Source organism: Microcoleus sp. Z1_A1 (assembly GCF_036700305.1).
Taxonomy (GTDB): domain Bacteria; phylum Cyanobacteriota; class Cyanobacteriia; order Cyanobacteriales; family Microcoleaceae; genus Microcoleus.
This window is the reverse complement of sequence record NZ_JAUBOR010000008.1, coordinates 66,991-89,377: the sequence shown is the minus strand read 5'-3', so window position 1 is coordinate 89,377 and position 22,387 is coordinate 66,991. Positions and strand designations below refer to the sequence as shown.

Annotated in this window: 24 protein-coding genes and 1 pseudogene; 16 read left to right on the top strand and 9 right to left on the bottom strand. The window is 45.1% G+C overall.

Features of this window, described 5'->3' with window-relative positions:
* Positions 1-151: 151 nt before the first annotated feature.
* Positions 152-1,432, bottom strand: a complete 1,281-nt coding sequence (serS, locus tag QT973_RS07540; RefSeq protein WP_333053407.1) for a serine--tRNA ligase — start codon at positions 1,430-1,432, stop codon at positions 152-154.
* A 540-nt stretch (positions 1,433-1,972) separates the two neighbouring features.
* Here serS and QT973_RS07535 point away from each other — a divergent pair.
* Together QT973_RS07535 and QT973_RS07530 are read left to right on the top strand one after the other, a co-directional pair.
* Positions 1,973-3,148, top strand: a complete 1,176-nt coding sequence (locus QT973_RS07535) for a glycosyltransferase family 4 protein (RefSeq protein ID WP_333391050.1) — start codon at positions 1,973-1,975, stop codon at positions 3,146-3,148.
* Between the two features lie 106 nt (positions 3,149-3,254).
* Positions 3,255-3,635, top strand: coding sequence for a hypothetical protein (locus QT973_RS07530; protein WP_333053405.1), 381 nt, complete (start codon positions 3,255-3,257; stop codon positions 3,633-3,635).
* A gap of 135 nt (positions 3,636-3,770) precedes the next feature.
* Here QT973_RS07530 and QT973_RS07525 read toward each other — a convergent pair whose 3' ends face one another.
* Positions 3,771-4,019, bottom strand: a complete 249-nt coding sequence (locus tag QT973_RS07525; RefSeq protein WP_333053404.1) for a chlororespiratory reduction protein 7 — start codon at positions 4,017-4,019, stop codon at positions 3,771-3,773.
* A gap of 298 nt (positions 4,020-4,317) precedes the next feature.
* Between QT973_RS07525 and sir the strand changes: the two genes are divergently transcribed.
* The 7 genes and pseudogenes from sir to QT973_RS07490 all read left to right on the top strand — a co-directional run bounded on the left by sir (position 4,318) and on the right by QT973_RS07490 (position 10,655).
* The gene (gene sir, locus QT973_RS07520; protein ID WP_333053403.1) at positions 4,318-6,309 is read left to right on the top strand and encodes a sulfite reductase, ferredoxin dependent; all 1,992 of its coding nucleotides are present in this window, start codon (positions 4,318-4,320) and stop codon (positions 6,307-6,309) included.
* Between the two features lie 240 nt (positions 6,310-6,549).
* On the top strand, positions 6,550-7,365 hold the full coding sequence (locus QT973_RS07515; protein ID WP_333053402.1) for an RsmE family RNA methyltransferase: 816 nt from the start codon (positions 6,550-6,552) through the stop codon (positions 7,363-7,365).
* An 80-nt stretch (positions 7,366-7,445) separates the two neighbouring features.
* Complete coding sequence (locus QT973_RS07510; protein WP_333053401.1) at positions 7,446-7,676, top strand: hypothetical protein; 231 nt, start codon at positions 7,446-7,448, stop codon at positions 7,674-7,676.
* Positions 7,666-8,013 (top strand): type II toxin-antitoxin system PemK/MazF family toxin, encoded by a 348-nt coding sequence (locus tag QT973_RS07505; protein WP_333053400.1) that lies wholly within the window; start codon positions 7,666-7,668, stop codon positions 8,011-8,013. The genes QT973_RS07510 and QT973_RS07505 overlap by 11 nt, the downstream gene beginning before the upstream one ends.
* Before the next feature lie 176 nt (positions 8,014-8,189).
* Positions 8,190-9,257, top strand: a pseudogene (locus tag QT973_RS07500) (ISKra4 family transposase).
* A gap of 151 nt (positions 9,258-9,408) precedes the next feature.
* The gene (locus QT973_RS07495) at positions 9,409-9,849 is read left to right on the top strand and encodes a lysozyme inhibitor LprI family protein (RefSeq protein WP_333210353.1); all 441 of its coding nucleotides are present in this window, start codon (positions 9,409-9,411) and stop codon (positions 9,847-9,849) included.
* Between the two features lie 53 nt (positions 9,850-9,902).
* The gene (locus QT973_RS07490; RefSeq protein ID WP_333053398.1) at positions 9,903-10,655 is read left to right on the top strand and encodes a hypothetical protein; all 753 of its coding nucleotides are present in this window, start codon (positions 9,903-9,905) and stop codon (positions 10,653-10,655) included.
* Positions 10,656-10,673: 18 nt separating this feature from the next.
* Here QT973_RS07490 and QT973_RS07485 read toward each other — a convergent pair whose 3' ends face one another.
* On the bottom strand, positions 10,674-10,892 hold the full coding sequence (locus QT973_RS07485) for a YgiT-type zinc finger protein (protein ID WP_333053397.1): 219 nt from the start codon (positions 10,890-10,892) through the stop codon (positions 10,674-10,676).
* Between the two features lie 95 nt (positions 10,893-10,987).
* Between QT973_RS07485 and QT973_RS07480 the strand changes: the two genes are divergently transcribed.
* Positions 10,988-12,145 carry a tetratricopeptide repeat protein gene (locus QT973_RS07480; protein ID WP_333053395.1) on the top strand — a complete coding sequence of 386 codons (1,158 nt, stop codon included), beginning with the start codon at positions 10,988-10,990 and terminating at the stop codon, positions 12,143-12,145.
* A gap of 104 nt (positions 12,146-12,249) precedes the next feature.
* Here the strand turns inward: QT973_RS07480 and QT973_RS07475 are convergent, their stop codons facing one another.
* Entirely contained in the window at positions 12,250-12,711 is a 462-nt protein-coding gene (locus QT973_RS07475) for a hypothetical protein (protein ID WP_333053394.1), read from the bottom strand.
* A gap of 318 nt (positions 12,712-13,029) precedes the next feature.
* On the opposite strand from QT973_RS07475, the gene QT973_RS07470 reads away from it, so the two are divergent.
* The 4 genes from QT973_RS07470 (at position 13,030) to QT973_RS07455 (ending at position 15,135) form a co-directional block, all read left to right on the top strand.
* Positions 13,030-13,647 carry an alpha/beta fold hydrolase gene (locus tag QT973_RS07470; RefSeq protein ID WP_333053393.1) on the top strand — a complete coding sequence of 206 codons (618 nt, stop codon included), beginning with the start codon at positions 13,030-13,032 and terminating at the stop codon, positions 13,645-13,647.
* 2 nt (positions 13,648-13,649) lie between these two features.
* Complete coding sequence (locus tag QT973_RS07465; RefSeq protein ID WP_333053392.1) at positions 13,650-14,261, top strand: alpha/beta fold hydrolase; 612 nt, start codon at positions 13,650-13,652, stop codon at positions 14,259-14,261.
* A gap of 146 nt (positions 14,262-14,407) precedes the next feature.
* Positions 14,408-14,680 (top strand): hypothetical protein, encoded by a 273-nt coding sequence (locus tag QT973_RS07460; RefSeq protein WP_333044472.1) that lies wholly within the window; start codon positions 14,408-14,410, stop codon positions 14,678-14,680.
* Between the two features lie 2 nt (positions 14,681-14,682).
* Entirely contained in the window at positions 14,683-15,135 is a 453-nt protein-coding gene (locus QT973_RS07455) for an HNH endonuclease (protein WP_333053390.1), read from the top strand.
* A gap of 33 nt (positions 15,136-15,168) precedes the next feature.
* Here QT973_RS07455 and QT973_RS07450 read toward each other — a convergent pair whose 3' ends face one another.
* Positions 15,169-15,600, bottom strand: a complete 432-nt coding sequence (locus QT973_RS07450) for a VOC family protein (RefSeq protein WP_333053389.1) — start codon at positions 15,598-15,600, stop codon at positions 15,169-15,171.
* A gap of 11 nt (positions 15,601-15,611) precedes the next feature.
* Between QT973_RS07450 and QT973_RS07445 the strand changes: the two genes are divergently transcribed.
* Entirely contained in the window at positions 15,612-16,478 is an 867-nt protein-coding gene (locus QT973_RS07445) for a TIGR00297 family protein (protein WP_333391045.1), read from the top strand.
* Between the two features lie 298 nt (positions 16,479-16,776).
* Here the strand turns inward: QT973_RS07445 and hetR are convergent, their stop codons facing one another.
* The 4 genes from hetR to QT973_RS07425 all read right to left on the bottom strand — a co-directional run bounded on the left by hetR (position 16,777) and on the right by QT973_RS07425 (position 21,492).
* Positions 16,777-17,682 carry a heterocyst differentiation master regulator HetR gene (gene hetR, locus QT973_RS07440; RefSeq protein WP_333210401.1) on the bottom strand — a complete coding sequence of 302 codons (906 nt, stop codon included), beginning with the start codon at positions 17,680-17,682 and terminating at the stop codon, positions 16,777-16,779.
* 853 nt (positions 17,683-18,535) lie between these two features.
* Positions 18,536-18,763 carry a hypothetical protein gene (locus tag QT973_RS07435; RefSeq protein ID WP_333053386.1) on the bottom strand — a complete coding sequence of 76 codons (228 nt, stop codon included), beginning with the start codon at positions 18,761-18,763 and terminating at the stop codon, positions 18,536-18,538.
* A gap of 602 nt (positions 18,764-19,365) precedes the next feature.
* Positions 19,366-19,593 carry a heterocyst-inhibiting protein PatX gene (gene patX, locus QT973_RS07430; RefSeq protein WP_333053385.1) on the bottom strand — a complete coding sequence of 76 codons (228 nt, stop codon included), beginning with the start codon at positions 19,591-19,593 and terminating at the stop codon, positions 19,366-19,368.
* A 105-nt stretch (positions 19,594-19,698) separates the two neighbouring features.
* Positions 19,699-21,492, bottom strand: a complete 1,794-nt coding sequence (locus tag QT973_RS07425) for an FAD-dependent oxidoreductase (RefSeq protein WP_333053384.1) — start codon at positions 21,490-21,492, stop codon at positions 19,699-19,701.
* 345 nt (positions 21,493-21,837) lie between these two features.
* Here QT973_RS07425 and cysC point away from each other — a divergent pair, with 345 nt between their 5' ends.
* Positions 21,838-22,362 (top strand): adenylyl-sulfate kinase, encoded by a 525-nt coding sequence (gene cysC, locus QT973_RS07420; protein ID WP_333053383.1) that lies wholly within the window; start codon positions 21,838-21,840, stop codon positions 22,360-22,362.
* Positions 22,363-22,387 lie beyond the last annotated feature (25 nt).

Sequence of the window (22,387 nt, the reverse complement as noted above, 5' to 3'; positions counted from 1 at the left end):
ACGCACCATACAAGGGAGCTCGTTACCAACAATAATTCCCTAAAACCAACAATCTCATAGACGGCCGGACTCATATAATTCTGATGAAGCGCCGATTAGATATAATGGAGATTGGGAAGAAGTTGAGGATTTAACAGCACCACAAACCAGCCTACAAAACTTCCCGTCCCAAATAGGGTTGTAAGGCTTCCGGCACTTTTACCGTCCCGTCGGGCTGCTGGTAATTCTCCAAAATAGCCGCCATTGTCCGGCCCACAGCTAAACCCGAACCGTTCAGCGCGTGAACGAATTGAGTGCCTTTTTTACCCGCTTCTTTAAAGCGAATATTTGCCCGCCGCGCCTGAAAATCTGCGACGTTGGAACAACTGGAAATCTCGCGGTATTTGCCCGCAGATGGCAGCCACACCTCTAAATCGTAGGTTTTGGCGGCCGCGAAACCTAAGTCGCCGGTACATAGCGCGATCGCCCGATAAGGCAATTTCAGCGCCTGCAAAACTCCCTCAGCATCCTGCACTAACTTTTCGTGCTCTGCCTCGGAGGTACTCGGATGCACGAGTTTTACCAATTCAACTTTATTAAATTGGTGCAATCGAATTAATCCCCGCGTATCTTTGCCGTAACTGCCAGCTTCCCGGCGAAAACAAGGAGTGTAAGAACAGTGATAAATTGGCAACTGTTCTGCTGTCAAAATTTCACCTCTGTACAAATTGACAACCGGAACTTCGGAAGTAGGAATTAACCACAAATCATCTTGGTCGCACTTGAAACTTTCTTCAGCAAATTTGGGTAATTGACCCGTAGCTGTGAGAGATTCAGTGTTAACTAAAAGTGGGGGAATCACTTCTACATAACCAGCTTTTGTGTGGCGATCGAGCATGAATTGAATAATCGATCTTTCCAGGGCTGCCCCAGCTCCCATTAAGCTCACAAAGCGGGGCTGAGCAATTTTTACCGCCCGTTCAAAGTTGATAATTCCTAATTTTTCGCCGATTTCCCAGTGCGGTAAAATACCGGGATTTTGGGGTATATATTCGTCTCCCCAGCGCCGGATTTCGACGTTTTCCTCTTCATTTTTGCCGATCGGCGTTGAGGAACCAGGCAAGTTTGGCAGTGGCAGCAATAAAGCTTCTATTTGAGCTTTTATGTCTTTTTCCTGTGCTTGCAGTTCGTTCGACTCGGTGCCGACGGCGTTGCCTTCTGCCTGCAGTTCCTGAATTTCGGGAGATTCGAGGGGTAAACCCGATTTTCTTTTTTGACCGATGAGTTTGGCAATTTCGTTGCTGCGGGCTTGTAGTTGCGATCGCTTGCCTTCCAACTCCCGCTGCTGTTTGTCTAATTGCAAAATCGGCTCGATTTCATAGTTACCTCCGCGCAGGTTGAGGCTTTCTTGCACGGCTTGCGGGTTGTCTCGGATTAATTTGAGGTCTAGCACAGATTTATTCTAAATCTTAAATTTTATCGGACTTGCGCTCAGAAACCCGGTTTCTGGGAAAATATTGGCTTTGGCAAGGATAAATCTAGGAATCAACGGGGTTTCTGAGGATTCCTGCGCCTGTCCTATCTTAGATTAACAGGGACAATACGGTCTAAAGTACAAGCTTTGTTAATCATTTACAGCCTTGATTATAAGTTATTGTCATTAAATAATCGTCGTTGGTGTCACCCATCAGGGGTGACACCCCACAAATCATGCTATACTGAGCACATTAGTAGATGCACCCTGATAATTTTCTACCCCAGCCAGCGATGGCAGGGGTTTTTTGTTGTCGCACCGAAAAGAAAACCCCAGAAGGGGTTTGCTACCCGGATGTGGCGCGCGGGGATGGTTTCCCTCGATCCAATGCTGCGCCCGCATCCGAAAATTAGTCGATCGCGCGCGCACTACTTCGACAACAGGCTATATATAGGCTATGGTGCGCGAAGAATTCCCAGCATCATCGAAATCTGGCGGGAGTTTTAATTGGATCGAAAAATGCGATCGACAAATCACCTATTCTGTTTCCTAGAAATATTTGCCAGCGAAGGCGGCATTCAATCCTACGTTAAAGATATTCTCAAAGCTTACCAGTCAATAACCGCAGGGACAAACTCGCCCCCGCAAGCTGAAGTTTTGCTGTTGCGAGATTCCGAAGACTGCAACAATCCTTACAACTCAAAAAATCTGAAATTTTATTATCTCAAAACCGAGAATCTCTGGTTTGGTCGTCTTAATTTTGCTACAGTATTACTAACTCGATTGCTGCAAAAACGACCGCAGCGGGTTTTTTGCGGTCACATCAAACTCGCACCGCTAATTCAAACTTTATGCCCGCCACTGGGAATTCCCTACACAATTTTAACTTATGGCAAGGAAGTTTGGGAACCGCTTCCGCCTAAATATCAAACAGCAATGAGACAAGCTGACAGTATTTGGACTATTAGCAGGTACACGCGCGATTCCCTACGGGATAGCTTCGCCGCGCGTACTTGCGAAATTAACAATTTAAATCACGAAAAATTCCAAATAGTGCCTTGTACGGTAGATGAAAATATATTTACCACTGGGCCGAAGCCACAGGATTTATTAGAGCAGTACAATTTGGTTGGTGCTAAAATATTGATGACTGTAGCCAGATTGCGATCGACGGATATTTACAAAGGCGTCGATGTCACAATTCAAGCTTTGCCACAAATAGCAAAAACGTTTCCCAATGTGAAATACTTAGTTATTGGACGGGGAGACGATCGATCTAGATTAGCCAAACTCGCTGATGATTTGGGAGTTAGCGAAAGAGTAATATTTGCGGGTTTTGTAGCGACAGAAAAATTACCAGCATATTACCAGTTAGCCGATGCTTATGTAATGCCATCCCAGGAAGGGTTCGGTATAGTTTATTTGGAAGCGCTGGCTTGCGGAGTACCCGTGCTGGCGGGAGACGCGGACGGGTCGGCAGATCCGCTGCAAGATGGTAAACTGGGGTGGCGAGTTCCTCACCGAGATTCGGCAGCAGTAGCGGTTGCTTGTGTGGAAATGCTGCGAGGAGAGGATAAAAGGTGCGATCGCCATTGGTTGAGGGAACAAACCCTGGCAAGATTTAGTTTTGAATCCCTTTGTCAATCCTTACTAGGAATTTTTCAACCCTCTGACTCAGATCAGCTTATGCCGTAGAGAGCGGTTTCTGGGTGTACAATGGGAAAATTAACTCGATCGACCGCCTGAATTTCTGAGTAGGATAGAGTTATGCCTACCTGCAAAGACACCCAAGGAGACCACCGTGAACCAAGGCACCCCCAAAATATCTTTCAAGCTACCCCGTATTAGCAATTGGCTGATACTGCTGGGCATCGCGTATTTGTTGGTGTCTATTGGTTTGGGTTGGATAGTTAAATCAGTGTTGATTTTAGTAGCTTTTTTGTTGCTGACGCCTGTGGTTGCATTTTTCGCGCTTCAGTGGTGGCTGAAAAGCAATTTAATTGAGGACAAGTGTCCAGTTTGTCAATACGAATTTACAGCCTTAAATCAAACTCAGCTTCAGTGTGCCAACTGTGGCGAACCTCTGAAAATAGAGGAAGGTCATTTTAGTCGCTTGACACCGCCCGGTACGATCGATGTTACCGCAGTTGAAGTATCATCGGTTCAACAGTTAGAAGAATAGTTAGTTGTTATTGGTTATTGGTTATTTGTTACTTGTTACTTGTCAGTAGTTTTTGGTTGTTAGTTGTTAAGTTCTTAGTTGTTGGCTCTAATAACCAATAACCAATAACCAATAACTAACAACCAATTCCCAAAATTACTTTTCCAAGCGCACTGCATACCACTGCAAAAAATTTCCAGGCCCGACATCTAATTCACAATAAGTATCAATCAAATACTTGGCTTGATCTTCCACGCCAGATATTTTATTCACCTCCTGCGGCAAATCTTCGTGTTTCTCGGTTAAGACGGCTTTCAGCTTTTCTAACAGTTCCGCCGCCGTCAAAAACTGCTCTGGCTGGTTTGTTTCTAACACCACAAAAGTGTCTTCGTCATACAGTGACATAGTTTCAAAGGTTGAGGTTAATTATTTCTAAAGTTTCGTAAACTTAAGCGATCGAAAGTATAAACTCTTAATTACAATTTTTCAGCCCCGGCTCGATCGTGTTACAATTGAACAACATCAGAATTCCTAGCGGATTACCGTTATTAACTTACTTGTTAACTTACTTGTTAACCGAGTTGTCAACAGATCCGACACAGCATTTCTGAGGAGATTTGTCAAGTGCAAATTTGTCAAGTGTCAAATTGTCAAGAAATATTCGATCGGCTGTATCTAATTATAACTGGCACTATACATTCCCATGATCACATCTTCCACTTCAACCCCTGTTGCGCGCAAACCCTCTAAATCAGAAGGTCTGAAAGAACGCAGCAACTATTTACGAGAACCCGTTGCGACTGAACTGTTACAAGAAACTACCCACTTCACCGAAGAGGGGATTCAGATTCTCAAATTTCACGGCTCGTACCAGCAAGACAACCGCGACAATCGAGTTAAAGGACAAGAAAAAGACTATCAGTTCATGCTCCGCACCCGCAATCCCGGCGGGTTCACTCCGCCGCAATTATACCTAGCCCTAGACAAGCTATCTGAAGAATACGGCAACCACACGATCCGCGTTACAACGCGCCAAGGTTTCCAACTGCACGGCGTGTTGAAAAAAAATCTTAAAGTAGTGTTTTCCTCAATTATTAAAAATATGGGGTCAACCTTGGGAGCTTGCGGCGACTTGAACCGCAACGTCATGGCACCGCCAGCACCGTACAAAAATCGCCCAGAATACCAGTATGCGCTGCAATACGCCAACAATGTAGCCGATTTGCTGACACCGCAAACCGGTGCTTATTACGAAATTTGGTTGGACGGCGAAAAAGCTGTTTCAGCCGAGGAAGACCCCGCAGTCAAGGCCGCGAGACAGAAAAACGGCAACGGCACAATCTTTAGCGACGACAAAGAAGAACCGATTTACGGCAGCCATTATATGCCGCGCAAGTTCAAGTGTTCCGTTACCGTGCCGGGAGACAATTCAATTGACTTGTACTCTCAGGATTTGAGCTTGGTGGTAATTACCAATGAAGCTGGCGAGTTGCAAGGTTTTGACGTGTTTGCTGGCGGCGGTTTGGGCCGTACTCACAACAAAGAAGAGACTTTTGCGCGGGTTGCGGATGAGATTTGCTATGTGGCCAAGGACGATGTTTACGATTTGGTCAAGGCAATTGTAGCAACCCAGAGAGATTACGGCGATCGCACAGACAGACGGCACGCGCGGCTGAAATACCTGATTAACGACAAAGGCGTACAGTGGTTCCGCGAAAAAGTAGCCGAATATTTTGGCAAGCCGCTAGAAGCCTTTAAACCGCTGCCAGAGTGGAAGTATTTGGATTTCTTGGGCTGGCACGAACAAGGAGACGGCAAACTGTTTGTCGGCATTTCCGTGGATAATGGCCGGATCAAGGATGAAGGTTCATTTCAGCTAAAAACAGCTTTGCGGGAAATCGTGCAGAAGTACAACTTGCCGATACTGGCGACGCCACACCAAAACGTGCTGATTTACGATGTTTCGCCGGATGTTAAAGAAGAAATTCAGGGAATACTCCATCGATGCGGCATTCAGCGAGAAACTGATCTCGACCCCCTAGTGCGCTATGGGATGGCGTGTCCAGCAATGCCGACTTGCGGGTTAGCGATTACCGAGTCTGAGCGCGTGATTCCCAGCATTTTAGAGCGAATTCGGGCACTTTTGACCAAAGTTGGCTTGGCAGACGAGCATTTTGTGGTGCGGATGACTGGTTGCCCAAATGGATGCGCCCGTCCTTATATGGCAGAATTGGGGTTTGTCGGGAGTTCCCCGGAATCCTACCAGATTTGGCTGGGCGGTTCTCCCGACCAAACGCGGCTGGCAAAACCCATTGAGGAAAAGCTGCACGTCAAGGATTTTGAAGCTTTTCTGGAGCCGATTTTTGTTTATTTCAAGCAAAAACGGCAACTGAGCGAGAGTTTTGGCAATTTTTGCGATCGCGTCGGGTTAGAATCTATCCGTCAATTTGTAACCAACTACCAATCTGCTGACTCGATGACAACTGAGATAAATGAATTAGAAGTTACGTCTAGTAACGGCGATGAAAACGAGACTGCCACTGCTGGCGGCGGCAAAGTCCGCCGTCGAATTAGCGTCCGCGATGAAATCTACAACGAGCTCAAGGAAGAAGCAGCCCGTCAGGGCAAGCCGATCACGCAGCTAGCTACAGAAGCGATTTCCACTTATTTAAAGAAGATTAAGGAGGAAGGATAAGCCGATTTTCGATAGTATTCAATAGACTTCTGGCAAAAGTAATATAAAGGCAGAGCATTTGCAGAAAAAAACTTGAATTTGTAAAATAATTCCGGTTGTAGATGCTTTGCCTTTATAGTTTTTTGAACAATTGAAACTCCCCCTGCCTATCCCCTCTCATTCTCTCTTCCTCTGCGTTCTCTGCGTTCTCTGCGGTTAAATAAAAAAAATCTCTAATAGAAAACGAACAATCCCAATTCAATGCCTCAACTACAAAGATTAGCAGTTACAGCAGCTCAAATTTGCGATCGCCAAATCGACCTAACTAGAGAACAACAGCATTATTTAAATCGAGTGCTACGTTTGCAACCGGGCGATCGATTTATTGCAATGGACGGCCGGGGACACTGGTGGTTAGCAGTCTTAGAAGCCCAGGAAAGCGGGTTATTTGCCTCGATAGCAGAGGAGATTGCGGTGGACAGGGAGCTACCCGTGGCAGTAACTTTGATGGCTGCATTGCCCAAGGGAAACGCCTTTGACGAGGTTGTGAGACAGGGGACGGAGTTGGGTGTGGCAAGTATTGTGCCCGTAACGAGCGATCGAACTTTGCTCAAACCAAGCGATCAAAAAGTCGATCGGTGGAGAAGAATTGCTGCGGAGGCGGCGGAACAGTCGGAACGTCAACTTGTGCCGACTATTTTCGAGCCGATTTCGTTTGATTTTGCTGTGAAAAATTGCGGTCAAAAATATCGATTTATTTGTGTTGCTCGCGGGGAAAATCGGCATTTGTGGGATTGTTTGTTGGGTAATTTAGAACCCCCCCAGCCCCCCTTGGTAAGGGGGGAGCAAGAATTAGAACCCCATTTTGTAGGGGCGGTGTCCCCGTGCCCGCCCCCTGGGGGAGAATTATCGATAGTAATAGCAACGGGCCCGGAGGGTGGATGGACTGAGGGTGAGGTGGAAAGGGCGATCGAATTTGGTTTTGAAGCTGTTTCTTTGGGGAGTAGAATTCTGAGAGCGGTGACAGCTCCGATTGTGGCTTTGTCTTTAGTTGGCGCGGCCTTTGAGAAGTGCTAATATCCACCAAGCCGATCGGAGACTTGATGGGTTTGGCGATCGCAGTTAAAATGTAAATAGATAATTATCAGAGGAGTAATATGTTACAGTCAGTAGAGGGGATATACCGAAATGGCAAAATTGAGTTATTGGAAATGCCTGCCGACATAGAAGAAGCGCAAGTTATTGTTACTTTTATGCCAAAATTAGGGTTAGTAAACTTGCAATCTCGCGGTATCAACCAGGAAGAAGCAGCAGATTTACGGGTTCGGTTGAGTAGATTTGCTCCTGATTGGGAACTACCGGAGATGGATGCTTACGATGCCTTATAGTCGCGGTGATGTGGTTTTGGTTTTGTTTCCCAGCTCGGATTTGCGTACTGCGAAACGCCGTCGAGCTTTGATAGTTCAAGCTAATAATCTGGGGACTGGTTTAGGGCAAACAATTACGGCAATGATTACTAGCAACTTAGCCCGTTCAGGACACCCAAGCCGGGTTTTTGTTTCCCTAGCAACACCGGAAGGGCAGCAAACGGGATTGCTAGCTGACTCGGTAATTATGACAGACAATCTTGTGACTCTTCTAGAAGTTGAAATCGATCGCAAAATTGGTATTTTGTCGGATATGGTGGCAGTGGATGCAGCACTCAAGCACACTTTTGGAATCTGATAAAAAAGGCGTTTTAATTCAGTAAGCTGTTGTGCATTTAAATAGAATGTCAAAAAACAATCTAATTCTTGTGGGGTGGGCCGTCTAGCCGGGTGCATCTCACTTTGGCGAATATGTCGCAAAAGGGTTAAAATGGAAAAGCTAGTAAAATTGCCAAAAAATATGAGGTAAAGAAAATGACACCCTCAGACCAAGAACAGCTAAAAGCCTACTTAAAAGCGGCAGCATCCATTCTTTACAGAAATACAGATCCAACGCCTGTTAGAAAGTTTTGACAGCATAGAAAAATCTCTCCGTCAGAAAATGCTAGAACAAGTGGGACCAGAACTAGGTAGCTTTTTTTTTCAGCAGTATCAGGGATTCAAACAGGAAAATCCAGAAAAAGAAAATCAATAGTCGGTTCGCTCGAAATTACAGACAATCAAGCGAAATATTTTGGATTGAAAGCGTATAGTCAATTCAGTCCAATGATGGAAAAATGCTGTCTTTTAATCAGTGCCAACGAATCTTATCAAATGGCAGAAAAAGATTTAGAAATTTTCACGGGGGTCAAAGTCTCTCATAGTACATTACACAGATTAGTCAAACGACAAGAATTTGAATTACCTACATCTAAACAAGGAGTCCAAGAAATTACATTAGATGGCGGGAAAGTCAGGCTACGCAACGAAACCAAAGGCGAGGGGTGTTATTGGAAAGACTATAAAGCCATTTGTTTAGATAATGTTTATTCGGGAGCATTTTTTCAAAATAATCAAGATTTAATTGATTGGACTAATAGCCAAAAATTACTACATCCTATGTATTGTTTAGGAGATGGTCATGCCGGAATTTGGAACATATTTAAAGAAATAGGAGATACTGAACAAAGACAAGAAATCTTAGATTGGTATCATCTGAAAGAAAATCTTTACAAGGTAGGAGGTTCGCTAAAACGTTTAAAGTTAGCAGAAAATATGTTGTGGCAAGGTAAAATAGATGAAGTTATCAATCTATTTAAAGAGATGACAAAAAAAGGATTTAAAATATTTTGTAACTATTTAGAGACCCATCGCTGCCGAATAGTCAACTACCAATACTATAAAGAGGAGTCCATAAGTTCGATTGGTTCGGGAACAGTTGAATCAATTATTAAACGAATTGGGTTCAGGGTGAAAATATCAGGAGCGCAATGGAAAATTGAGAGCGTTCCCTCTATCCTTTCTCTTCGCTGTGCTTATCTCAACGGTCAACTTTCAATTTGATGTATTTGCCAAAGTGAGATGCACCCGTCTAGCCCGCCCTGAATATGCAATTTAAATGCGTGACAGCTTAAATATAAAAAAATACTTAAATTAATCAAATCCACTCTGTCTCGTGTTAAGAGGAATTATCAGATAAATGGGTTGACGAGTCATGAAAATAGAGTTGAGGAAAGGTCGATCGCGCTTTTGGTCGATTCCCTACGGGATAGCTTCGCTTCACGCGCTTGTAGCAATTTTCAGTACAACATCAGTTTCTGCACAATCTCCGAGCTTTCCCATTGCTCAACAGATTAATTGCGATCGCCCGCAAGGAGATGTGCAAGTCAGAGCTTGTATTCGGTTGAATTACGAAGCCTCGGATAAACGACTGAACGAGATTTACAAACAACTGATTTCCCAATTGAGCGGCGAAGAGCGGGCGCAACTTTCCGAAGCACAATTAGGGTGGATTCAGTTAAGAGATAAAACCTGTGAATTTGAAGTTTATAAAAATCGTGGCGGTACGGGTTATGGAGGTTTCCTCAATGAATGTTTGGATCGCATGACGAAACAGCGCACTGCGGAATTAGAAAAGTATTTAAAACAGAGATAGAATAGGAAGTACAGCGTACAATACCTGACAACAATAAATAGAAACAAGTATTTATGAAAACCCGATCGCCCTTCCCCCTCACCCTCACCCTCATCTCAGCAATTGTCACCACCACCGTCCCAGCAGTTTTCGCCCAGCGACAGCCATCAGCCAACGAAATATACATCGATAAAAATTGCCAGAGCAACCAGCAATTACCGCAACTTGAAAGATTCACTATCTTTAGCAGAAACGAATTTACAACTAACGGTCAAAACTATTGGTTCTACGCCGCCCGCTATCTAGACGGATCCGTGCTTTTCTGTACCTCACAACCCAACTTCAACCAACCTAAACCTCTAACAGCAAAACAAATACAATCCCAATTTATTGACAAAATAGTCCGAGACCCCAACAACAAAACAGCCTTTATCATCGCAGTCAGAAACGGAAATGGCCTCGATGTACCCATGACCAATTACGGCTTAGAATTGAGCAATGTCGATCGACCAAAACTCACATCCCTTTCCCTCCTACAGCAGCGGGGAACCCTCAAAGACGGCGACAAGAGCGAACACACCTTTCAAGGACGCGCAGGTCAATCTATGACGATCGACCTCAAAAGCAGAGCATTCGACCACAACATAACACTGTTCGACACCAGCGGCAAAAATATTGCCCAAAAAACAGGCAACTCCCAGAATCGCCGAGAGTCTCAACTCACCGTAAAATTGCCTAGTAACGGCACTTATAAAATAGTTGTTAAAGGAGGCGATCGCACAAGCAAAGGTACTTACACATTAAGCGTTAATTCCAATCAGCTTTAACTCAATTTAAACCAAGTGCTAAGCAAACTCAAAAACAGGTGTTTTAATCACCCTAATAGGCTTTCTCTCTTCCCAAATCATCTTTTGCAACTGTTCCACAGTTTCAGGTGAAAAAAAGCGATCTCCCGTTTCCACACACACTCTAGCAGGAACATTTTCAATGATAATAAACTTACCATTGACTTCAAGCGTGTAAGTTACTTTTTGTTCCACCATTGTTTCTTTCCGGCATATCATATCTATAAGTTAACACAACAGCAAAATTTTTTAACCAGTGGCGAAACCACCCAAACATCAGCCAAGATAGAAACAACGCCATTCCCCCAATCGCCATGACAGACATCAAAGAAATAGTCGCCGCCCTCGATGGTAAAGAATACAAACAAGCTGCCCAACTCATCAAAAAACTACAAAAAGACTCCCCCGAAAATCCGTGGGTACAATACTATATCGCCCGCTACTACGAACTCACCAACAAGCTCGAAAAAGCCCAAACAACCTACAAACAAATACTCCGCGACATCACCAACCCCAAAATCGTCTCCCAGACCCGCCAAGCTATTCAACGGATTGAAACCGCACAACAAAACCTCCGCCAACAAGCCATAGAAACTGCTAAAAACGACCCCAGCAACCTCGAACCCGGACTCCTCATCCTCGAACCCGTGAGTCCCGAAAACAAAGCCGCAGTCGTACAAAATATCAGCAGAATCTTTAAAATCGACGCCTACACCACCCGGATGCAAATCCAAAGCCGCGGCTGGAGACTCTACAAAACTGGCCCCATCGCCGAACTGCGAATTTACGGTCAAGAACTCCTCAACGCCGGCATTCCCGTATTTTGGGCAACCTTAAGCGATATTCAAAAAATCCAAATCTTCCGAGTGCAACACTTCCAGTCTCTCTCTTCTCCAGCCGTTGTTTGCAAAGATAAACTCTCACGACTCGGTGCGATCGAATTTAGCTGGTCAGAAGTTACCCAAAGAGTAGAAGGCTTGTTGCCGATGTTCATCGAAGTCATGGACTACTCGCCCAACCGAAGAAAGGATCAATTTCGCCACAGAGAAATCCGGCAAGATTACGCTCAAATCTGTGACTTACACATTCCCAGCAGAAACTGCATTCTGCGAATTTGCGACCAAAGTTACGAATTTCAACAAGGAGTTGACTTTACCAAAGTTTCAGCCGAACTTCCCACTTCACCGAACCCGAAAAACAAAACATCGACAGTCAAAAACTCTCAACAAATTCCTCAAAGTACCACCAGAATTAACTGGAATAACTTATTGGAAATATTCGATCGCCAGCTTGACGTTACAGTTTGGTCAGAATTTACGCCCTTTGCCGAGACAGTGCTCGATTACACTAATATGTTGAGCAAGATCGAATCTCATATAGAAGTCGAGCGCAAATCCGAAACTCCTTGGGACTCAGCTTTTCAGCTATACAGCGGATTAGCCTTCCTCAGAAACTCAGAAAATAGGGAATAGAACAAATAGTTAAAATTAAAAATGAGCAATCCCATTTTTAAATTGTTAACGCCAGCATTGGGAATTATCCCATGCCCAATTCCCTATTATCAATTCCCAATTTCCTACTTCGTTTTCACCTGACGAGCCATTTCCCGGAAATTGTTCATGCTGGGGCCAGGGCTCCGACGACTTCCAGTTGGTGTCGGCATTAAATTATTAGGAGCAAAAGTCCGATTCGGTTCAGCTTGACTCGGCACTTTGCCGTTAGTTGCTGCAACCGCAGGTACCTTCGCAGGTTCGGGAGTATTAGCAGGAACGCTAGCGACTGGTTCCTTGTCTTTCTTAGACTTTTTCTCTACCTTAGCCTTCTTAGCAGGTTCAGACTTCTCAGACTTCTCAGACTTAACAGGCTCAACTTTTGCCGGTGCGATCGCAACAGGCTCAGCCTTCGCAGGCGCAACTTTTGCTGGTTCCTTCGTTCCAGATTCGCCCAAATCTAGGAAATATTCAGACTTTTTCAAGCCCAATAGTCTGCCGAAAAAGCCGAAAATACCGCCGAAGAAATTTTTGATAAAACCAAACATTAGACTTACTCCTTTTGTTCTTTTAGAGAAATTTTTACAAGCTTGTCAACAAAATTAGACTACGAGGTAAGGCAACTTTTGTCTACATTTCTTAATCAAAATTTACATTTTGCTGTATCTAAGCTAGCTCATCAAAGCAAATTTTAGGTATAAATACTCGCACTGCTTTGCACTTATTTACAAAGTATCTCAGAATTTGTTAGGGATTCCCACTCATTGTCGATCGTACCTCGATCCGATTCGCTAGCTGTCCTAGTACGGGTAAAACTCCCTAGGGGAGTGATTTATGCTGTAATTAGCAAGCAATTTTCTTTTCAAATGAACAGTTCGCTCGATCGCAATCCCGTCATCCTGATACACGGCATCTGGGACACAAAGATGATTTTCAGCAAAATGTCCGCCCGCCTCACCGAACTTGGATGGTCAGTCCACAGCCTCAACCTCACCCCCAACGACGGTAGCCTCGGCCTCGACTTACTCGCCAAGCAACTCGCAGACTACATCTCTGAAACCTTCGACCCAGAACAATCTTTAGACATAGTAGGCTACAGCATGGGCGGCATCGTCAGCCGCTACTACGTCCAGCGACTCGGAGGAATCAACCGCGTACAGCGTTTCATCACCCTCTCTTCCCCCCACCACGGCACCCTCACCGCCTATTCCCTACGCCTACCAGGATACCTGGATATGCGCCCCGATAGTGGCTTGCTGCGCGATTTAAATCAAGATGTGACAATGCTCAAACGCATAAACTTTACATCAATGTGGACGCCATTTGACATAATGATTGTACCGGCGAACAGCTCCCAAATGCCAGTAGGTAAAGAAGTTAAAGTCAACGTTTTGCTGCACCGCCAAATGGTGACAGAACCCCTAAGTATTAACGCAATAGTTGAAGAACTCAAAGCACCTATAGAAAATAAAATTCCCACTTAAAAATGAATAGCAATTTCAGCCGCAACCCAGTCTTGCTAATTCACGGAATCTTCAGAAAATCGGGAATTTTTCACAAAATGTCTGCCTACCTGACCCAACTGGGATGGTCAGTCTACACCCTCAATCTCTCGCCCCATTGGGGCAACGCCAGCATAGACGAATTAGCCCAACAAATAGCAGATTATATAGACAAAACCTTTGCGCCCGAACAGCATCTAGATATAGTAGGATTGAGCATGGGCGGTTTAGTAACTCGCTACTACCTGCAAAGGTTAGGCGGCATTAACAGAGTGCAGCGCTTTATTGCCATATCTTCTCCTCACAGCGGTACTTGGATGGCTTACACTCTCTGGGGAAAAGGCTGTATCCAAATGCGTCCCGGCAGTGCTTTTCTGGAAGATTTAAATCGAGATTCTGCCTTGTTGGAAAAGCTCAATTTTACTTCGATTTGGACAGATTGGGATTTCATCATCGTACCGGCTTCTAGTTCCCAAATATCTGTTGCCAAAGAAGTAAAATTGTCGGTTTTTGCCCATGCCATGATGGCGAGGCATTCCAGCAGTTTAAAAGCGGTCGCTGAAGCACTGTCAGAACCATTAAAGATTGATAAATAGCTGGCTGTAAAGTAAAACGCTCTGCTTTGAAAACCTCGATTTTTTTTTTAAAAGTAGGGGTTCGGTCTTCGGTATTTTCGAGTCTAGCTAGACGGATTTAAAATTTATTGATATAATCTTAATTGACACCCATAAAATCAACAATTATGATCGTCCTGCCAAAACTGGAAAAGCTGCGAGACACTCTGCCTATAGAAGGAGCCGTTCGCATTGAATTAGTGGAAGGAATACCGATTTTTCGAGCCTCTACAACAGTCAAAAATCGCATAGAAGAACTGTTGGAAAAACAACAAAATTTGCAACTCAATCCCGAAGAAGACCAAGAACTGAATCTTTACGAAGAAATCGACGATTACCTCAGTTTTGTCAATCGAACTGTCCGCAATCTTTTCTTGGGCCAGATTCAGCCTACAGTATAGAAATGTCAGCTCGCCGTCAAATTCCTGAGAATATCCAAAATCAAGTTCGTCAGAGAGCAAACTGTCTGTGTGAATATTGCCATGCTTCCGAACAATGGCAGTATGTAGAGTTTACGATCGAGCACATCATTCCTCTCACTAAAAAAGGGAGTAACAATATTGACAATTTGGCACTAGCTTGCTTTCATTGCAACCGTCAAAAATCCGATAAAACTACAGCCATAGATACCCAGTCGAGTGTAGAAGTACCATTGTTTAATCCCAGACTAGATACCTGGAACGAACATTTTATTTGGTCGGCGGATGGATTATCAATAGTTGGTTTAACTACAATTGGACGAGCTACAGTTACAGCATTAGTCTTAAATCGAGAAAGAGTTATTAATATTCGTACTGCTGACAAAGCTATAGGGCGACATCCACCAGCAGGTGATTTGATTCAATCCGAAAGTTGATATGCTGCAACTGGTTGTTATTTCGCGCAGCAATCAAACAGCATCGCCAACTTCAGCGTATTCGCTGCGACCAAAAATTGCTTCAGCTTCACAATAATACTTGAACTCAAGTATATTGTGGAAAGGATCTTCTAAGAAGAAAGTACGGTGTTCTGTAGGCAAACCGACAAATCGCCGTCTCGGTTCTTGATAGAAATTTAACTTGTTTTGCTGGGCTTTTTCTAGCAACGCTTCCCAGTCAGCTTCGGAAGTAAAAATTAACCCAAAATGCCGGGGGTAGATGCCTCGCTGAGGCGTCAAAGGTTCGTGGCTGACGTGGGCGACAATTTGATGGCCGCACAAGCCCATAATCGCAGAATTTGGCGATTCGCGACCTAGGTCGCAGCCGAGCCCGTCTACGTAGAACGCTTTGGTTTGGGCAATATCGGTCACGGGAAAGGCAAGATGAAATAAGACTTGGTTCATGGAGGTACTAAATGCCGAATTCAGAATTGTTCTTTAATTATTTATCTTGGTCTAATCCTTGGTTGGTGGCGATCGCCCTAAATACATTTTTACTCACGATCGCCACCATTGCTCCTAAAAAATTGCTCACTCCTGCTGGGCAATTTCACGGCTGGGTATTGGGCGTCCTCATCTGGGGCTGTTTGGGATGGCAAGGCTATGCTGTCGTGATGTTTTACTTTCTTGTCGGATCGGGAGTTACGCGCATCGGCAAAGCCCAAAAAGAAGCAGAAGGCATAGCCGAAAAGCGTTCAGGCGCCAGAGGCCCAGAAAATGTCTGGGGTTCGGCTTTAACCGCTACTCTTTGCGCTTTGGGAGTTTTGGCATTATCTATTTTAGGAGATACAGGCGAGATGTCTGTTTTAGGAGAGACAGGCAAGATGTCTGTTTTAGCAGACACAGGCAAGATGCCTGTGCCACAAGATGCTATTTCCCTGTTATTGCTGGGTTACGCGGCGAGTTTTTGCACCAAACTTTCCGATACCTGCGCCAGCGAAATCGGCAAAGCTTACGGGAAGCGGACTTTTTTGATTACCAGCTTGCAACCTGTACCCAGGGGTACGGAAGGGGCAGTAAGTTTGGAAGGAACGATCGCAGGTATTGTCGGCTCAATTTTGATTGCGCTTTTGAGTTGGGCCGTCGGTTTAATTGACTTGACAGGAATTGTTTTTTGTGTTATTGCGGCTTTTATTGCCACGAACATCGAGAGCGTGATTGGGGCGACGGTGCAATCAAAGTTTGAGTGGCTGACCAACGAGGTGGTAAATTTTTTTAATACACTCATAGGAGCGATCGTAGCGATTATTTTAGCGGCGACATGGAGAGCTTTTTTAACTTAGTTAATCCGGGACGCATTCGCGGCCCAATCAACTTGGTTTTTTACGACAATTCCAACGATTAATATTATGTCCGGTCGATTACCCCTAATACGGTAGGGGCGGGTTCAGGAAAAATATCTGCCAATAATTGACAATCTCAAAAACCCGCCATTTTAATCGCGGTCACTCGATCGGACATGATATAACGCAGTATTTTTGGAAAAAAAGTCGCTCGCGCCGTCCAGGGCTATTAGCTATTAATCATTAGTCATTAGTCTCAAGCAATCAACTCATGACTAATGATTAATAGTTAATCAAACTAAGCGTCGTCTTGCGGCCCAAAAACCATTTGTAAAATCATCGTCGGTTCGCCCCGCTTGTGATAGCGATCGGCCCAATTGCGAATAATTTCATCTAATTCCTCAAGGGCTTGGTCGAGCCGTTCCGGCGGAATATCCAAAGTCTCCATAATTCGCATCACCTTCGGTTGTTTTTCCGCCCAATCCTTCATCAGCCGGAAATATCTAGCCGTATCCTCAACCATAGTAAATGTCCGCTCTTCCTGCTCTGCCGGAGAGTAAGTAGCGCGGGTGAGGGCATAAAACGGCATTCCCCAAGGAGAATCAATGCGAGTTACTGTCCCAGAATAGATCAAGCGCCGCTTAATGTGTTCTGCTAGAGCTTCGCTCAAAGGCATTCGCCTTTCTGGAGACATATCTTCTTGCGATCGCCTGTGCAGAAACTCAATCAACTCCATAAACTGAAAAGAATTGATCAGTTGAGCATCCGGCGGATTCGGAGGAATCTTGCCTTCGAGATATTTTTTTTCATCTACAGTCAAATTGTTTCCCGGAATGCGAGGGCGTCCCGGCATCCAACCATACTGTTCCAGCCAGACATAAGGAAACTGAATCAAATATCTAGGTTCTTGCGAACCCAACATTTTCAGCAATTTTCCCTGAGTCAGAGCTTCCTGGACTTCTTCAACAATCACCTTCACCCGTTTAGGCTCAATGTGATGCAAGTGTCCGGTCATCCGCAGGTTGTTTTTTTCCTCAATATAAGTCATATAAATGGCACACTTAGCCGCCGTTGCGGCCGCGTCTAGAAACGCCCCGTGCCTGTGCCCACTGGTTCTCATGGCGCTAAACGCCAGATATAGCATGATCTGATCCATTGCACTAGGGCTGAGGCTTTTGACCAGATCTAAAGAGTCATTTTTCATCACTATCCCCGAAATAGCCAAATTAGGAGGCATTTTGTCATCCTCCATTAAATTATTGCGAGAGCGCCGAATCAAGCATAGCCGACTGTTGCCGGAAAGCTTGCCAGCTACCCTAATATTCAGGTTAGTTAATTTCCCTGAGGTAACAGGGGCATGGGCTTAAAGGCTATCAACACCGCATAAGTGGTTCTTATTGGTGGCCAATTTAAGTAGATTGCTGCACCCTCTGCGCTGACAGTTTACCTATATATAAGTTAGTTATCGCACGTTTATTATAGTGCAGCGGTTGAAAATTAAACCCTACCTGTGGGGGGGAGAAGGTAAATAACTGTTGCGATGCCAGGAATTTGAGGCGACTCCGAGCCCCTAATTCTTGAATAGTCATGGATGCCCAAACCCGGTTTTATCAACTAAAATAAGGCTGTTGCATAATTGCGGGAAGATTTTGATAGTTTGGTGGGATGGGATATCGTAGCCAGTCCGCTGTATTTTCACAGCAGGCGGGACAGCCCACAAAAATCCGCCTCAAATTGTGCAACGCCAAAATAAGGCGTGGGGGGCGAGGGATATCGGTTGAAAAACCCAGATGATCCGAGGCCTGTGGTTAGTGCTTGTTTAATTGAAGCGTTTTCAATACAAAACCGCCACATACTAGAATCTATCTCTAGGTAGATGGCGGTTCCGCGTTTATATGCTAACATTTTTTACACTAAAAAAAATCTCCTAATAACTGTCCACAAAAAGTGCAGTTGTCGCTTAACCTGAAAAACTAGAATCCCAGAAAATCCGATCGAGCGATCGAATGAACGACCCAAAGCAACTCACTTGTGGTAATCACTTGCCTCCAGTGCGATTAGAAATCTTGTAGCGGATGAGTGTAAACATTAGACTCGGTAAAATCCCTGCGGTTGCCTCGCCTCTTAATAGGACGCTCGGGCTTTTGTTGAGTTTGGGCTGACAACATATATTGGGCGGTGGCAGTTTCGAGCATGGGGAGTGGAGATTCAAAAGCTTGAGCGGCGCTGGCACTCAAGGTAATGCCCAACAGGCTCAGTAAAGCAATTGCAGTGTAGGTTTTCATGGGTAGTATTCGTCTCAGTATCTATTTAGAGATACGACATTTACCCTGGCCTATCAGGATGAATTTCCCTGAAATTATCAAACTAGAGAATTAGGAATCAGGAATCAGGAATCAGGAATCATAAGGAAGAAGGAAAAAGAAAGAAGGAAAAAGGCTTTAGTTAAGCTATCGCGCCTTTAAATTGTCTCCTAAAATCATTGTATAAAAAGCGGAAAATTATCTTTACCTCTCCCTTTCTCACCCTCTCCCCCTTCCGAAGCAACAGACACTTTAGATGCGTAGCATCTGATCTATGAGAGCAGCCAGAAGTCGATGTAAAATGAAATAAAATTTCTTGCTTCAGTAAAAAAAAATCCTAATTGCACTACCCAGAAGGTTGCAATAATATACAAAACCGCCAAATACGAGCTTCAATGTCTCGATAGATGGCGGTTTAAGGTTTATATGCTATCATCACATAAAAGAATATCCTAATGACTGTAAACAAGAAATGCAGTTGCCTTGGAAACCAGAAAAACTATCATCCCAGGAAATCAGATTCAGCGCTCGACACGGGCGGCAGAAACTAACTCAATAACGGAAATCGCTTTCGTCCAATGTCATTAAAATGCTTGTAGTTGATGAGTGTAAAGATTAGGTTCACTGAACTCTCGGCGTCCGCTGCCTCTTTCAGGAGAACGATCGCCCCTTTGTTCGGTTTGGGCGGATAAAATGTATGAAGCGGTGGCAACTTCCAGCAGTCCGACGAGGGATTCAAAGGCTCGAACGACAGTGGCGCTCAAAGTAACGTCCAAAAGACTCAGTAAAGCAACTGGTGTGTAAGTTTGCATGGGTAGTATCCGTGTCAGTGTCTATTAACTGATACGGACTCTCCCCGATCTATCAGGATAAATTTCTGTGAATTTTTCGGATCTCTGCAAAAAACCTCACCTCTTCTATTCTACTGCTACCGCCAGCAGCCAAGCACCTGCCGAATTCAGCCGGCCCCATACTGTCAGAGGCTTTTCGGTTTCGCAATTGTGTAAAAATTTGTCGGTTTCCGAGTCCAAAGTCACGAGTTGCCAAGTTTGACCGGCCGCAGATGCGGGGCTTGTCAGCGTTAGTGTCCAGTCTTGTTCGCCGAGGCGACGGAAAATGCCAGAAAATTGGCTGTGGGTATTTGCTGTTTGACTGCTTGGTTTTTCTACTGACTCCTGACATTCGCCGCTGGCGGGATATGCTTGGGGTCGATCGAGATAATAGCGTTGCCACTCCAGCCAGTCCGATCGATCCCGTGTCAAATTAAATAAAGGAATAACCGCCGCACTCGCCTCGGAATCTTGCAGCAAAGCTTCCTGCAAAACTCTCACCGGCAACTCCCGCGGCTGACATCCAGATTCCGCGCACAAAGCCGCCGCCATCCCCGCCGCCTGTCCAATATTCATTACCGTCGGTTGCAAGCGAGTTGCACCGTTAGCGATGTGAGATACGGAAATATTTTTTTCGCAGACTAGCAAACCGTCCGTACTCGCAGGAATTAGCGCGCTGTAAGGAATGGTAAACGGAGTTCCAGTCCAGCGGCCGCCCCAGCGGATCGATTTTGGCTGCAAGGGAATGTCGCCACTGGTGTAGTGGTGATCGTTGGCATAGTTCCCGATCGCAATTGTTTCACAAATGCCCTCAGAATTTATCGGCAACTTCGCGACTCTGCCACCGACAATAGGCAAAATATCTTGTTCTCTGATTGTTTGTACTCCCCGCAAGCGCCGACTTTCTCGGTAGTAAGGATGTAAGGCAAAGGAAGAAAGAAGGGAAGAATTTTGTTGATTGTCGATCGTTGAAAGGGGGAAAATATTCTGTGCAAGGCCGTAGCGGGGGCCGAGTTGCGTTTGAATGAAGCGGGCGAAACTTTGACTGTGCCAGAGACTTTCTTGGAGGAATTCTTGTCGAGATGCTTTAGATGCAATTAGTCGATCGACTCCTTCACCATAATCATTACCTCGAATCGGCCAATTAATCATCAACAATCCCCCCGGAAGCCTGCCGTAATTGAGAAATTGTTCGGGAGTGTAACCGTCCCAAGCACCGATAAATCGATCGAGATTCTCAACAGGCGGCGCGGGAATTTCTGGCGCCACCGCACCTTTACCAAAATCCTGCATAATTGCCACCCAAGTCGGAGCTTGCACCGAATAACGCTCTGTGAGAGCATTAGAGGCAGCCGGCGCGCTGGGTTCTCCCCACTCGGCTTGGAATTCCCAACCCCAGCGGTGCCCAACATCCGCTAAAGCCAGCAAATCTCCCAATTCCGTTGCATCCAAAGTGATTTTGGCCGAAACAGTAAAATCTGCAAACCGAACGCCAGAAATGCGAGATCTTTCCCGTAGCACATCATGAGCGATTTGTCCAGAAATCCACTGTAAGTTCGGCAAACATTTAACCCAATCAGCAAAAATTTCAGCACCGATGCGGGGATCGTAAGTAAAAAAACTTACCCAGCCCCAATCCAAACCTCCCGGCTGTCGCTGCTGGAGTTCCCGGAGAAACGCGCCCCACAAACCAGTTTGAAAAGCTGCTAATTCATTGCCATCGGGGGCAGAAACGCCAGCAGAAGTCAGCATTCCTCCCAGCCAGGGGAATTCACTTACTAAAATAGTTTTGGCCCCTCGGCGGGCTGCTTGCACGGCTGCGGCAGTGCCGCCAGTGCCGCCACCGACTACCAAAACATCTGCTTTTAAGACCGAAGACATGGGCAATACCATTTTAGATTTTAGATTTTAGATTTTAGATTGCAAGAGGCTCATTCATCATGTAAGGTGCGACCACAAGCACCCAGAGGATAGATGTTCGGCGTTGGCGCCCATTGAATGTAAGGGTACACAGGCGGCGCACCCTACAGATTTTAAAATTACCTCTTTCTCCTCTTCCCTCTACCTCTGCGTCCTCTGCGTCCTCTGCGGTAAAAAAAAAAATTAGTTATTGTGAAAGTCAGATCGCATCTCAAATCAAAAAGAATCAGAAAATGGGGAACCGGGACACTAAAGTCATACGTCGCGTAATTTCCCCACTACTCACTACTAACCAAGCAATTGAAAATGGAAAAAGGTTTTATTTTGTGGTTCACCGGGCTGAGCGGTTCCGGCAAGACAACTATCACCAAAGCTCTCGAACCTGAATTGAAGGCAAGAGGTTGCAAAGTGGAAATATTAGATGGAGATGTCGTTCGCACCAACTTGTCAAAAGGTTTGGGATTTAGCCAAGAAGACAGAGATACTAATATTCGGCGGATTGGATTTGTAGCTCACCTGCTGAGCCGCAATGGAGTAGCCGTAATGACCGCAGCTATTAGCCCCTACAGAGCAATTCGCGACGAAATTAGAGCAATGGAGCCCCATTTTGTTGAAGTATATATCACAGCGCCGTTAGAAGTGTGCGAAGGTCGCGATGTCAAGGGGTTATACGCTAAGGCGAGAGCAGGAGAAATTAAGGGTTTTACGGGAATTGACGATCCTTATGAAGAACCGCTTAATCCTGAGATTATTTGTTACACAGAGCGAGAAACTGTGGAAGAGAGTGTTAAAAAAGTTCTGACCAAGTTAGAACAGTTGGGTTACATTTGATGTTGGCGGGGTTGGATGAGGATAG